This is a genomic window from Fulvimarina fulva (assembly GCF_039652615.1).
In the GTDB taxonomy this organism is placed as follows: domain Bacteria; phylum Pseudomonadota; class Alphaproteobacteria; order Rhizobiales; family Rhizobiaceae; genus Fulvimarina.
On the sequence record NZ_JBDJAC010000002.1, the window covers coordinates 206,962 to 219,702 of the forward strand.

14 protein-coding genes are annotated in these 12,741 nt (G+C 61.0%); 7 read left to right on the forward strand and 7 right to left on the reverse strand.

What is annotated here, in order from left to right:
• Positions 1-257: 257 nt before the first annotated feature.
• The 3 genes from ABDX79_RS04550 to ettA all read right to left on the reverse strand — a co-directional run bounded on the left by ABDX79_RS04550 (position 258) and on the right by ettA (position 3,891).
• Positions 258-650 (reverse strand): response regulator, encoded by a 393-nt coding sequence (locus ABDX79_RS04550; protein WP_346219072.1) that lies wholly within the window; start codon positions 648-650, stop codon positions 258-260.
• On the reverse strand, positions 631-2,118 hold the full coding sequence (locus ABDX79_RS04555; RefSeq protein ID WP_346219073.1) for a sensor histidine kinase: 1,488 nt from the start codon (positions 2,116-2,118) through the stop codon (positions 631-633). Before ABDX79_RS04555 ends, ABDX79_RS04550 begins: the two co-directional genes overlap by 20 nt.
• Positions 2,119-2,241: 123 nt before the next feature.
• Positions 2,242-3,891, reverse strand: a complete 1,650-nt coding sequence (gene ettA, locus ABDX79_RS04560; protein ID WP_346219074.1) for an energy-dependent translational throttle protein EttA — start codon at positions 3,889-3,891, stop codon at positions 2,242-2,244.
• Between the two features lie 298 nt (positions 3,892-4,189).
• Here ettA and ABDX79_RS04565 point away from each other — a divergent pair, with 298 nt between their 5' ends.
• The 3 genes from ABDX79_RS04565 to ABDX79_RS04575 all read left to right on the forward strand — a co-directional run bounded on the left by ABDX79_RS04565 (position 4,190) and on the right by ABDX79_RS04575 (position 6,429).
• Positions 4,190-5,086 (forward strand): DUF1499 domain-containing protein, encoded by an 897-nt coding sequence (locus ABDX79_RS04565; RefSeq protein ID WP_346219075.1) that lies wholly within the window; start codon positions 4,190-4,192, stop codon positions 5,084-5,086.
• 285 nt (positions 5,087-5,371) lie between these two features.
• Entirely contained in the window at positions 5,372-5,947 is a 576-nt protein-coding gene (locus ABDX79_RS04570; RefSeq protein ID WP_346219076.1) for a DUF5330 domain-containing protein, read from the forward strand.
• A 59-nt stretch (positions 5,948-6,006) separates the two neighbouring features.
• Complete coding sequence (locus ABDX79_RS04575) at positions 6,007-6,429, forward strand: SufE family protein (RefSeq protein WP_346219077.1); 423 nt, start codon at positions 6,007-6,009, stop codon at positions 6,427-6,429.
• A gap of 103 nt (positions 6,430-6,532) precedes the next feature.
• On the opposite strand, the gene ABDX79_RS04580 is transcribed toward ABDX79_RS04575, so the two are convergent.
• Together ABDX79_RS04580 and ABDX79_RS04585 are read right to left on the reverse strand one after the other, a co-directional pair.
• Positions 6,533-7,039: a DUF6456 domain-containing protein gene (locus ABDX79_RS04580; protein ID WP_346219078.1), complete on the reverse strand. Its 507-nt coding sequence runs from the start codon at positions 7,037-7,039 to the stop codon at positions 6,533-6,535.
• Complete coding sequence (locus tag ABDX79_RS04585) at positions 7,036-7,479, reverse strand: helix-turn-helix domain-containing protein (RefSeq protein ID WP_346219079.1); 444 nt, start codon at positions 7,477-7,479, stop codon at positions 7,036-7,038. The genes ABDX79_RS04580 and ABDX79_RS04585 overlap by 4 nt, the downstream gene beginning before the upstream one ends.
• A 234-nt stretch (positions 7,480-7,713) precedes the next feature.
• On the opposite strand from ABDX79_RS04585, the gene ABDX79_RS04590 reads away from it, so the two are divergent.
• The 4 genes from ABDX79_RS04590 (at position 7,714) to ABDX79_RS04605 (ending at position 11,072) form a co-directional block, all read left to right on the forward strand.
• Positions 7,714-8,391 carry a hypothetical protein gene (locus ABDX79_RS04590; RefSeq protein ID WP_346219080.1) on the forward strand — a complete coding sequence of 226 codons (678 nt, stop codon included), beginning with the start codon at positions 7,714-7,716 and terminating at the stop codon, positions 8,389-8,391.
• A gap of 203 nt (positions 8,392-8,594) precedes the next feature.
• Positions 8,595-9,776 carry a patatin-like phospholipase family protein gene (locus ABDX79_RS04595; RefSeq protein WP_346219081.1) on the forward strand — a complete coding sequence of 394 codons (1,182 nt, stop codon included), beginning with the start codon at positions 8,595-8,597 and terminating at the stop codon, positions 9,774-9,776.
• A 168-nt stretch (positions 9,777-9,944) separates the two neighbouring features.
• Positions 9,945-10,592 carry an exopolysaccharide biosynthesis protein gene (locus ABDX79_RS04600; protein ID WP_346219082.1) on the forward strand — a complete coding sequence of 216 codons (648 nt, stop codon included), beginning with the start codon at positions 9,945-9,947 and terminating at the stop codon, positions 10,590-10,592.
• Between the two features lie 105 nt (positions 10,593-10,697).
• Positions 10,698-11,072, forward strand: coding sequence for a hypothetical protein (locus ABDX79_RS04605; protein ID WP_346219083.1), 375 nt, complete (start codon positions 10,698-10,700; stop codon positions 11,070-11,072).
• A 94-nt stretch (positions 11,073-11,166) separates the two neighbouring features.
• On the opposite strand, the gene ABDX79_RS04610 is transcribed toward ABDX79_RS04605, so the two are convergent.
• Entirely contained in the window at positions 11,167-12,096 is a 930-nt protein-coding gene (locus ABDX79_RS04610) for a DUF1194 domain-containing protein (protein WP_346219084.1), read from the reverse strand.
• An 82-nt stretch (positions 12,097-12,178) separates the two neighbouring features.
• Positions 12,179-12,403: a tautomerase PptA gene (gene pptA / locus ABDX79_RS04615; RefSeq protein WP_346219085.1), complete on the reverse strand. Its 225-nt coding sequence runs from the start codon at positions 12,401-12,403 to the stop codon at positions 12,179-12,181.
• Positions 12,404-12,741 lie beyond the last annotated feature (338 nt).

The window sequence follows — 12,741 nt, forward strand, 5'->3', positions numbered from 1 at the left end:
CGATTGTTGATGTGTGCCTGATACCGCATCCGGCAGATCAAGCCGGAGAAGGTATCGAAGCCCGCGCGGCGCACGAGCGTCCTTTAAATCCGTTTTCGCGACGCGATCAAACGGATATCGTATGGGAGCCCGACCGCTGGCGGAGTTCAGCCATCGCAACATACGGCGGTAGCCTGCGGGAAAAAGGCCTGGCGATGAAAAAGCCTCAACCATTCCTGCGAGAATACACAAGGCCGACCGTCCGAGGGCCCCTCTACTCAAAATCGGGCAAGCACATCCAGAATGCCCTCTTCGATCTGGCGCGCGGTATAGGGCTTTTGCAGCACCGGATAGCGCCTCCATTCGTCGGGCACGCCGTCGCGGCCGTAACCCGTCGCGAACACGATCGGGATCCCAAGCTCCCGAAGACGCTCCGCGACGGGAAACACCGTGGCATCTCCCAGATTGACGTCCAGCACGGCCACGCCAACCTCCAGATCGCCCTCGACCATCGTCTGAGCAACCTTGAGGCGCATCGCTGGACCAACGACCTCGCAGCCGGCTTCCAGCAGCATGTCCTCCAGCTGCATGGCGATGACGCTTTCGTCCTCGACGACGAACACCGATAGGCCGCTGATCGCCTTGTCTGCCTTATGCGACTGACGTCTCAAATTCCCCCGCCCCCGTCAGTACGATCTCGAATCTGCACCGCAGTCCCTTCTCACGAAGCTCCATAGACAGGTCACCTCCGAGCTCGCCCTCGATGATCCGTCTCAACATCCTGATGCCATAGCCGGGACGCAACCTGTTCATCGGCACGCCCGGCGCCGTCTCCGACCATTCGAAGCCCAGCACGCGCTCATGGCCTCTCGTCTCACAAGACCATTCGATAGACAGATGCCCCCCGTCGCAAGCACATGCGCCATAGCGCGCGGCATTGGACGCCAATTCGTGAAACACCAGCGCCAGCGCGATCGCCGCCTTGGAGCCGAGAAGCACATTCGGCCCGGTGATCGATACGGCGTCCGACGGGATATCCGCCAGTTCCTGATGGAGAAGGGTCGTCAGCCCGGCCGATTCCCATCGCCTCGCCGAGAGAAGATTGTGGGCCTGGCTGAGCGCCATAATCCGCGCCTCGAAGGCAAAGCGCGCCTCTTCGGGGTCGGCTGCGGACCTGAAGCTTTGCCGCGCCATGGCCTGGACAGTAGAGAGCGTGTTCTTCACCCGGTGATTAAGCTCGTCGACGAGAATGCGGTGGCGAAGCGTCGCCCGCATGAATGCCGTTCGATCGATGCCCTGGAAGAACAGGCCGACGACGGCGCCGGTATTGTCCGTCATCGGGTTGAAGGTAAAATCGAAAAAGCGGTCGGATGCGAGTTCGTCATTGGCCGAACGCCGCAAATCCATATGGACGGTTTCTCCCATCACGGCACCGCCGCCATCGAGAGCGAGGCGGGCAAGTTCCAGCACACCTTGGTCCTGCAATTCGGGCAGAACGTCGAAGAAGGGCCGCCCGAGCACCGTCCTGTCGGAGGCAAATCTCAGAAAGCTGTCATTGGCGAAGCTGAAGCGCAGCTCCCGGCCTTCGAGGACCGCGAACATGCCCGGTGCCTGGCGAAACAGCCGATTGAAAGCCGCGACCTCCGGCTTTGCTCCAGCATGGACCGTCACATCGCTCGCGATGATTGACTGGATCGCAGTATCCGTGTCCGAAGCGGATTGCGCCACATCCAGTCCAGCCGAATTCTCTTCTGCAAGATGCGTGACGTCCACAATCGTTGCCAAAATGAATTCCGTGCGACCGGCTGCGTCGAGCATCGGACTGTATGTGATGCTCCAGTAGCGCCGAAGATAGGTCTCGACAGCGCCATCCGGGCTCGGAATATCGTAGCGCAGAAACGCCAGCGACGAACGCTCACCCGTTTCGAGGACGCGCTGCAGCGAGTCGCGAAGCCGCGCGCCGCTGACGCCTTCATTGGGAAAGACGTCGAAAATCCGCTGGCCGACCAGATCCGATGCGGCACTCCCGGTGGATGCCTCGAGCGCGGCGTTCACCGCCACGAACTTCATATCGCGGCTGAAAATCGCATGCGGTTGCGGCAGCGCCTGAAATTGTCGTTCAAAGTCGAATGCGATCATAATCCGTGTTTATCAGTGGTTTATGAAGAATCGCAATCGACGCGGGTGTCAACGAAGCGTGAACCCCGCATTTTGCGGGGCCCAGCGACGAAAGGTTGCAGTCCCTTTCGCCGTCGCTGTCGATCAGCGCGTCAGCCGCTTGTAGGTCGGCCGCTTCGGATTCACCGCTTCAGGGCCAAGGCGCCGGATCTTATCCTGCTCGTAGTCCTCGAAGTTGCCCTCGAACCATTCCACATGGCTGTCACCCTCGAAGGCGAGTATGTGAGTGGCCATGCGGTCCAGGAACATGCGATCGTGGCTGATGACCACGGCGCAGCCGGCATATTCCTCCAGCGCGTCTTCCAGCGCCGTCAGCGTCTCGGTGTCGAGATCGTTGGTCGGCTCGTCGAGCAGGATGACGTTGGAGCCGGACTTCAGCATCTTGGCGAGGTGGACGCGGTTGCGCTGACCGCCCGAAAGCGTGCCCACCTTCTGCTGCTGGTTCGGGCCCTTGAAGTTGAAGTTGCCCACATAGGCGCGGGAATTCATCTCGTATTTGCCGAGCTTCATGATATCGACGCCGCCCGAGATCTCCTCCCAGACATTGTTATTGGCATTCAGGTCGTCGCGGCTCTGGTCGACATAGCCGAGATCGACGGTCTCGCCGATTTCGATCTTGCCGGAATCGGGCTCTTCCTGACCGGTGATCATACGGAACAGCGTCGTCTTGCCGGCGCCGTTCGGACCGATGATGCCGACGATGCCGCCGGGCGGCAGCTTGAAGGTGAGACCGTCGATCAGCACCCGGTCGCCATAGCTCTTGGTGAGATTCTCGACCTCGATGACCTTCTGTCCGAGACGCTCGCCCGTCGGAATGACGATCTTGCCGTCCGCCGGCTTTCTGTTCTCGGCGGCCTCGACAAGGTCCTGATAGGCGCGGATACGGGCCTTGGACTTGGTCTGGCGTCCCTTGGCGCCCTGGTTGATCCACTCGCGCTCGCGGTTGATCGCCCGCATGCGGGCATCATCCTCGCGGCCCTCCTGCTGCATGCGCTTGGCCTTCTTTTCCAGATAGACCGAGTAGTTGCCCTCATAGGGCACGCCATGACCGCGATCGAGTTCGAGAATCCAGCCGGTGACGTTGTCGAGGAAGTAGCGATCGTGCGTCACCATCAGGACGGAGCCTTCGTATTCGCGAAGGTGCTTTTCCAGCCAGTTGATGGTCTCGGCGTCGAGATGGTTGGTCGGCTCGTCGAGCAGCAGGATGTCGGGTTTGGAAAGCAGCAGCTTGCAGAGCGCGACGCGGCGTTTCTCGCCACCGGAGAGCGGGCCCACCTCGGCATCGGACGGCGGACAGCGCAGGGCGTCCATCGCCATCTCGACCTGGTTCTCGAGATCCCAAAGGTCCTGGCTGTCGATGATGTCCTGGAGCTTGGCGCCTTCGTCCGCCGTCTCGTCGGAATAGTTCATCATCAGTTCGTTGTAACGATCGAGGATCGCCTGCTTGTCGGCGACGCCTTCCATCACGTTTTCGAAGACGTTCTTCGTCTCGTCGAGTTTCGGCTCCTGCGGCAGGTAGCCGACGGTCGCACCGTCCGCCGCCCAGGCTTCGCCGGTAAATTCGGTGTCGACACCCGCCATGATCTTCAGGAGGGTGGACTTACCGGCGCCGTTCGGCCCGAGAATGCCGATCTTGGCGTCCGGGTAGAAGGAGAGGTGGATATTGTCGAGGACCTTCTTGTTGCCGTAGGTCTTCGACAGGCCGGACATGTGATAGATGAATTGGCGAGCCATGGCGCGCGAACGTCTCCGATATCGGTCGAATGCGGGATTTGAAGTCGCGACCGATCTAAGGCATCGGGCAGCATTTCGCAACGCGAGGCCGCGCTTGATTCGCAAGGTGCCCGAGGCACGGCGGAAACCATCTTTGCACAATGCTGCTATCGCGATGGCAACAGTCGCCGCCGATATCCCGCCCGAAACCCGCCGAGACCTTGCGCGCCGGGCTGCCCTCCTCCATTCTCCGCACACTATTCTCGTTCCATGTCAGCGGATCGAACGACGAGAGACAATCAAGACCGGTCACCCCATCATGAGCCGCACCTCCCTCTTCTTGCCCGCCCAGGGCCATTTCGTGCGGCCCCAGCTCAGGCTTGCGAAGCCGGCCAAGAAGCTTGCCTGGTTCGGACTGACGCTCTTTCTCGTCTCTGTCGCGATCTATCGGCTGGGCGGTATTTCCACCGACGCGCTGATCGGAACGCTCGGCCTTTCCTTCGCAATGCTCGTCGTCGCCCTTCTCATCGGCCTGACAGGCATCTTGCGCGCCTGGTTCCAGGCGGCGCGGGGCGGGTCGAGCGCGTTCGGCGCAGCGCTCATCGCCTTTATCGGCCTCTTTCCCTACGCGCTGATCGCAGGTCTTGCGGCCGAAAACCCGGCGACGAACATCGCCTATACGGGCGGGTTTGCCGACGATGTTTCGGCGACGCAGGCTCCCGGCGATCGGGCTTTGACGATCGGCGCGATCGCCGCCGCGATGCCGGCCCATCGCTATGCGGCACCCCCGGTGCAAGTCGCCGAGGCCGCACGTACCGCCGCCCTCGATTCGGGCTGGCGCATCGAGGAGATCGCCGCAGTCGACGCAGAGGACGGCTCAGACGCTGCCTCCGACCCACTCGGCGTCATTCGCAACAGCGGTGTCGTTCCGCGCCCGACTTACCGGGAGAGTGTCGATACCGAGGAACAGAGCGGGCAACTGGATCTGCCTGTGCGCGAAGCCTACACGCTCAAAGCCGTGGCTTCGGACTGGCTCATCGGCCTTCCGAGCGACGTCACCGTTCGTATTATCGCCGATGGAGACGGCACGATCGTCGATGTGCGGTCGGTCTCTCGCGACATTGCTTACGATTTCGGCCAGAATCGCCGCTTCGTCGATCGCTTTCTGGCAGCGCTGGATCTGGCGATGGCCGGCGAGGAAGACGTGACCGGCTAGTCTTCGACGACCGTTGAGAAGCTCGGGCCGCACTGACTTTCAAAGCGCCCTCTTCAAAACCGTTCCTTATGGAATTTGCGATCTAATCGCGAAGCGCCGATCCGTTGCCGCCTGGGCGATATGACTTCGGCGCCATGAATTCGTCTTGGAGCGGATGCGAATGATCGGAATCGCGTTTTCGCTTCAAGTCTTTGTTTTGGCGCATGGTTTGGCACGAGACGCTCTTCAACTTCTCGGGCCAGGTCATGCTTTAGGGAATCAAGGAACGCACCCCGGAACCGCTTGATGATTCGCTTCCTCCTCAAAACAGCGTTCGTGATCGGCATTGGGTCGCTCTTCATCCCGGGCCTCGGTTCGGACGACGGGGACGTGACGCTGGACCCTTTTCAGAGCTTCATGGGTTTTAGGGCCGCCGTGGAGGACGTCATGGGGTTCTGCACCCGGGCACCCGAGGCGTGCGAGGCCGGTTCCCAACTCGGCCAGTTTGCGCTTGGGAGAGTGGAAAGCGGGTTCTCGGTCGCGCTCGATGCCGCAAGCTCCGGCGGTTTTCAGGACAAGCCGGTCGAGAACCCCGTGCTCTCCAATCGACCAGATCAGCCGAAGATCGACTGGTCTTCGATCGACCCCGCCCTGATCCGCGAATTGCTTGAGGCCGTCGACGATGACCAAATACCCGGCGCTCAACAGATCCCACCCGACATCGTGAAAGCGGTGAGGCGAGCGGCCGACCTTGCCGCGCGGGGCGAGCCGCTCGACGCGGGCATCGTCGAGCGCTTTGACAGGGTTACGGTGAACCAGGGCACGCAGAAGGAGCCCGGTTCCATGGCGGTGCCGACACCGCGCCCTCGCCCGGCCCTGTAAATTCCCGGCCTGCCGGTCTATATCCCGGTCACCCGCAAAGCAGACGAAGGAGGCCTTCCTTGCAGTCGATCGAGGACATCCTCACCGATTTCGAATTTCTCGACGATTGGGAAGACCGCTATCGCTACCTCATCGAGCTCGGCCGGTCGCTGCCTCCGATGGACGAGGCGGAGCTGAATGAGAGGACCAAGGTGCAGGGTTGCGTCAGCCAGGTCTGGCTCGTCAGCGAGATCGACAGCGCGTCTCCGCCCCGCCTCACATTTCGCGGCGAATCCGACGCCCATATCGTCAAAGGCCTCGTCGCGATCGCCCTTGCGCTCTTTTCCAACAAGACCGCGCAGGAGATTATCGAAACAGATGCGAGCGCGACGTTCAACCAGATCGGCCTCCAGGACCATCTCACGCCGCAGCGTTCGAATGGCCTGCGCGCCATGGTGGACCGGATCAAGCGCGACGCGAACGCCGCGCTCGAAAACGCCTGATACCGTATTCGGTTGATGAAGCCGGGGACGGTATCGAAGCCCGCGCGGCGTCTGAGCATTTTCAAACCCGTTATCATCAAGCGATCAAACGAACTTCGTACGATCAGCCATTTCGCGCGCCTTCCCGACCGGTGAGATCGGGCCGCGCATCCTCGGCCTTCCATGCCCGCAGCGCGCCGGAGCGCCGCGCCGGCACGCCGGTGAAGCCATAATGGCGGGCCAGGATGCCGAGGCCTGCCTTCAGAAGCATCTTGGCCGAACGCGCCGGCCAGCCGCGTTCACGCTCGACGAGTTCCAGCCCCTTCAGATGGCAGGCGATGTCCATGACGAGGCCGGACAATTCCGGCCCGATCGCAGCGACTGCCTTGTCGACACGGGCACGCGCATCGATCGCATTGTCGGACAGATCGTTTGTGCCACGCGGAGCCGATCGGTCCCGCGGCTGGGCATCCCAGCGTTGAGTGACGGATGGCATCAGCGCCCCGCGGGTGAAATCAGCCCGTAACCGTTCGGCCGCATCCCGTTCCGCTTCGTTGAGAAAGGCTGGCTGGCGCCCCCGATCGACCGACAACCGCGTGACGGCCCAATCCTTTTCGCCGGAAAACATCATGCGAGCCACCCGGCATCGCCGTTCTTGATCAGCGCGTTGCGAATGAGATGCGCGAGCCGTTCGAGATGCTCGATCTTCGCGTCGAATTCGGGATCGTCCCTTCGATCCTCGATTCGTCTCACCGCATGGGCGATGCTGGTGCGATCCCGGCCGAACGCCCGGCCCGCGCGGATGAGCGAGACCTGGAACACCACATGGGCGAGATACATGGCGACATGACGCGCCTCGCAGGCCGACGCTTTCGAGCGGTTGGGCTTTTCGATTTCCTGAGGATCGACATCGAGTAGAACCGCCGCGACCGCGATGGCGACACGGCACAGTTTCGCCTCGTCCTCCTGCCCCGAACCCGGTCCCCGACCGTGATCCCCCCCAAGGGTGGCGAGACTGTGTCGAGCGCCTTCGCCCATGGTCGGCGAGGCGGTTTGGCAAGTTTGCTGCATGGCGGGGTCCTCCGAGAGTTTGGCTCCACTCATTGAGGACCAAACCCACGGCGCGGGGATAACTTTCCTATATTATCCCCAAAACCGACCGCAGCGATACGCAATACATGGTGCAAAAGCAGACATCCGACTTCGATTTCGCTTCAGATCACCCGTCTTTTATAGGTATTTTTTCCTCATAACAATCGAAAGCTGCAATCTGGGCGTGGACAACCCAGACAAAAGCAGGATGTTATGGATCACCGGAAACTCGCAGCAGCGCTACAGGAAGCAGCCGACGCCTATGCAGCCAGTCGCAGGCTGGCTTCCCATTTGCCGCTGGAGGCCGCGCAAATCGACTTTCTCGTCCTCAACTCAGGAATTTCCAATGCCGGTCTGAAGCTCTGCCGGAGGGAGAGAAACGCGAGGAGAACCCGCTTCTCGCGCGACGAGTTCGATCCCGCCTCTCTCGACTATCTGGTGAAGGCCTTCCCGGCCTCGGAGCGTATGGATCTTGCCGCGCGGCTGAGCCGGGAGATCGCCACCCTCAAGCGATACGCCCGGATCTCCGATGCCCGCTACGACATCAACAGGCATGCCGCCCTCGTTCGGCTGCTTGCGGCGCTGAACGGGAGGGCGACCGATGGACCCCGCCCCCCTCTCGATCGAACCGCCAACAGAAAAGGCGTCCCGCCGAAGCGGAACGCCTTTGTCTGTCGTCTTGAGAAGAACAGCGTCAACGCTGCCCGAAGACGCGTGAAATCAGTAAGCGATGTCGGCGGCGGCAGCCTCGCCAGCATCGACGGTGTTGCCGACATCCGCGCCAACACCACGAACCGTATTGGCGCATGCGCCGAGCGTGAAGAGTGCCGTAGCGAGAACGAGGGCGGCAGTGATTTTGGAAGCCATGTGAACACCTTGCGTGAACGGTAATATTACATTTTGGAAATGCGGGAGCCGGACTTTGGGTTCCACCAGCTTTCGGAACAACTGATCCTCAAAGCGCTTTTTTGCGGTTGCTATCGTCCGGCCTCTGGAAATTGCTGCACTGCAAAACACATTTGAGAAACGCCGGCAAACGGCTATGGACACGCCTTCGGATGTTGTCGAACAACCAATCTTGAAAGTGCATCGCGATGAGTCAGCCATCCCTCGACACTGCGATTTCCCATCCCAGCGAGCTTCTCGTGCTGGTCTTTCAGGGAGGAGGCGCGCTCGGTTCCTATCAGGCGGGCGTTTTCGAGGCGATCGCGGAAAAGGACGCGCGGCCGGACTGGATCGCTGGAATTTCCATCGGCTCGATCAATGCCGCGCTGATTGCCGGCAATCCTCCGGAGCGCCGCGTCGAGGCCCTGCGCGGCTTCTGGCAGACGATTTCCTCGCTCGTCACCTTCGATCCGCCCCTTCCAGGCAGCATCGTCCGGTCCGTCTTCAACGAAGGCAGCGCGACCGCGGCCGCCCTGTTCGGCATTCCGGGGTTCTTCACGCCGCGCTTTCCGCCGACCTACCTGTTCCCAAGCGAGCATCCCAGCGAACTCAGCTATTACGATACGGCACCCTTGCGGGAAACGCTGCTTCGCTTCTGCGACTTCGACTATCTCAACGACGAAGGGCCGCGCATCAGCCTCGGCGCCGTGAACATCCGGACGGGAAATTTCTGCTATTTCGACAGCGCCGACACTCGCATCGGACCGGAGCATGTGATGGCCAGCGGCGCCCTGCCGCCCGGCTTTCCCCCGGTGGAGATCGACGGCGAATGGTACTGGGACGGAGGCATCGTCTCGAATACCCCGCTGCAGTATATTCTCGAGCGGGACCGCGATCACGACATGGTCGCGTTCCAGATCGATCTCTTTTCTTCGCGCGGCAATTTGCCGGAGACCATGGAAGACGTGTCCCAGCGCGAAAAGGATATCCGCTATTCGAGCCGCACCCGTCTCATCACCGATGTGATCAAGGAACGCCAACGCGAGCGCCGTGCCGTTCATCGTCTTCTGGAAAAGCTCCCCGAAGAGCTGAAAGACGATCCGGACGCCGCGTTTCTGCATGAATGCGAGACGGATGCCTCGGTCACGATCGTCCATCTCATCAACAGGACGCGCGATTACAGCCGGGGATCGAAGGACTATGAGTTCTCGCGGCACACGGTGGACGAGCGCTGGAGCGACGGCTATCAGGACGCCATGCGAACGCTCAATCATCCGGCCTATGTCAATCGGCAGAAGCCGGAGATTGCCATAGAGGTTCTGGATCTCGCGACCGGAGAGGACCTGTCGCCGGGTCGGAGCAACAAGCTCGGTCAGAAGGAAGCGTCTTGACGAAGACGGTCCAAACCTCGACTTAACAGTTGATGGTGTCTAATAGCGCGAACCGAGGCAAACCGGCCGTTCCAAGCGGCTTGGCGTCTTGGCGATATGGTGCGCGGGCCAAACCGAAAAAGCCCGCGCTCGTCACGCCGAACCCGCAATGGATGAGAGTCAAATTTCGTGTCGCCCCTTGCCATCTCCCGTTTTCGGCGCGAGTCACGCCGGCGAAAAGGCAAGCGACAGAGGCGCATTTCGGCAATCCTGCGCGCCTTCTCCAACAGGAAGGCGGCTGAGAATCCGACGATAGAAGAACTTTCGCTGGCCTTTGATACGCGGGCTTTCGGCGCTTTTTTCATCCTTTTCGGAAGCCTCAACCTCGTACCGCTGCCGCCGGGCGCCTCCACCGTCTTCGGCCTGCCGCTGGTGCTTTTCGCGCTGCAGCTGGCCGTCGGCCGCAACAAGGTCTGGCTTCCGGAGCGCGTGCGCAAGATCAGCCTGAAGCCGGAAACCCTCGCTTCTCTGATGACACGCATAGGGCCCCTCATCCGCCGTGCGGAGCGTCTGGCCCGGCATCGCCTCTGGCCCCAGCCGGAGGGCATGCTTCTGAGCCTCGTCGGCTGGGTCTGCTTTATCCTGGCTCTGATCGTCACGATCCCGTTTCCGCTGACAAACATGGCACCCGGCGTCGCGATCGCGATCGCGGGTATCGCGATCACCGCCCGCGACGGCTTATGGCTGATTGCCGCGACCGCGCTGGGCGCTGCCTCGGTCCTCTTTCTCGTGGGCGTTTATGGCGGCGCGGTCTTCGCTTTGCTCAACATGTTCTGACGCCATCGCCAGCTGCTCAAAATCAATGCAGTTGCCATGGGTCCAAATCTCTTTTCACGCGTTGATGGGCAGGAAGTCTTAAAAAACAAAGAGATGGAAGCCCCAATGGCCACGACGCGCAAACGCAGAACGACGCAAAGCTCTGCTGAATTCTTTCCAAAATCGGCCATGGAGATGAACGCGATCATGATGGGCGCGCCCTTCGTCATCGGCACACGCCTGATGCGGATGGCCATGGCGGGTGCTCAGCCGAGCGCGAAGGACAGGCAGGAAAACCACAAGATGGTTGCCGAGAAGGTCGCTGCCGCTCAACAATCGGTCGTCGCCTACAACCAGGCGATGTTCAAGGCGGCGATGGATTTTCCGCTTGCCATGATGAGCGCAAATCCGATGGCAAAATCCATGGATGCAATCGGCTCGGCGGCCCTCAAGCCCTACAGCTCCAAGGTACGAGCAAACCAAAAACGCCTTTCGAAGTAGACCAGCCGACATTCCTGTCACTCACCGGACGTGGATTGCCCTTTGGGTCAATTCTTTCGTCCGGGGGTGATCGTGATCCAGCATATAACGAGTGCTACCGAGCGTCGTCGAGCCAACGCCACTGGCGCTGCTGCCAGAGCTTCTCTCCAATAAGGCAGTCCACGGCGGCTGTCGCTTGCGTGGGGACGACCGGCAGGACGCGCTCCAGATGGCGGGGATCGGCCTCGTCGATCGGCCAATCGGACGCAAGTTCAAGCACCAGTTTGCGTCGTACTGCCTGGGCAAACTGCGGCCAGTCGTTGACAGGGATGACGAAACTGCCCTGCCCTCCGACGACGCAGGCCTCGTAATAGTCGTCGAGATTGTCGATCGTCGCCCAAGAGAGGGACGCATCGCTGGTCATCAAGGGTAGTCCGTTGACGACGATCCCGGCGGCCACGGCCTCGTCGCGCGCTCTTGTGACGATCACTCCCTCATTGTTGGGGCCGTCGCCCGAAATATCGATCACCCGTTTGAGGCCGGTAAAGCCATTTTCGTCAAACAGGCGCGCGCCGTAGCCGATCGCGCCGGAGATCGAGGTTCGCCGCCGCCGGCTCGGTGGTTCGCTCGCCAGGCGATAGGCGAAGGCGTCCGCACTCTCCTTGGAGTCCAGAAGCGTCCATGGCAGAACGACCGATTGGGAAAACTCGCCCGCCCATTCGACGTAGGTGACGGCGATCGAGCCATGAACGCCATCGAAGATCGCGTCCTGAACCTCGCGGGAACGAAACGCCGCCGCATAGCCATTGCGCTGGATGATCTGTTCCGCGTCGCTCATCGACCAGCTGACATCGACTGCCAGAACGAGTTCGACATCGACCTGCTTGCCGTCGATTGCACCCGCCCTTGGCCCGCCGCCGATATCGCCGAGCCCCCGGCTCTGCGCAGCGGCTGTCATCGGCAGGCAAAGCGCAAGGACAAGCCATCCGGCTCGCAACCAACAAAGCCCCTGAAGGAGCGCAAGGCGGCGTCTCCATTTCGACATCCGGCAAGTTTCGCCTTCAAAAGGCGTCGCGCGCAAGACACGAATGCGTAAATGCCGCGTCCCGGTTCACCAGCTCACGGTTTCAGTAGTCCGGCTTCTTGAGAAGAAAGGTCGGGCATTGCGCAATTTCCGGCTCATAAACCTCGCTTTTCCAACGGTCCTTCTCGACCGTTTCGAGTGCGATGGAAACCGCCCCCTCCCGGGAACCGAACACCTTCATGATGGTCGCGGTGATCTCATCGGACAGCGTCCTTCTGCTGTCGTCGTCGAGATCGGCGGGGAAATGCTTGATGGTCACATGGGGCATGATGGACGGCCTTTCATCGAGAGATAGCAAACCACGACAGCAGCGCCCCGGTCGGCTCCGATTGCTAACCGGCGTTGCCGCTCCGGTTCAACAAGAACGAGGCAACCAGCGCCACCAAAAAATCATTCCGGCAGTCGGGCGGTCACAGGACGTCTTCAAAGCGCCTGACATGAGCCGGCGGCTGAGGCCGAACCCCGCGAACCCTACGTCAGCATGGACGCCAAACGCTTCTATTCAAATAGAAATTCATCGCAGCCCGTTTCTTGGCGGACAGTAGATTCACTCGATATCGTCCGGTTTTTTAGGAATGACTAACGTTCGGTTAAAGATGCCTCAGA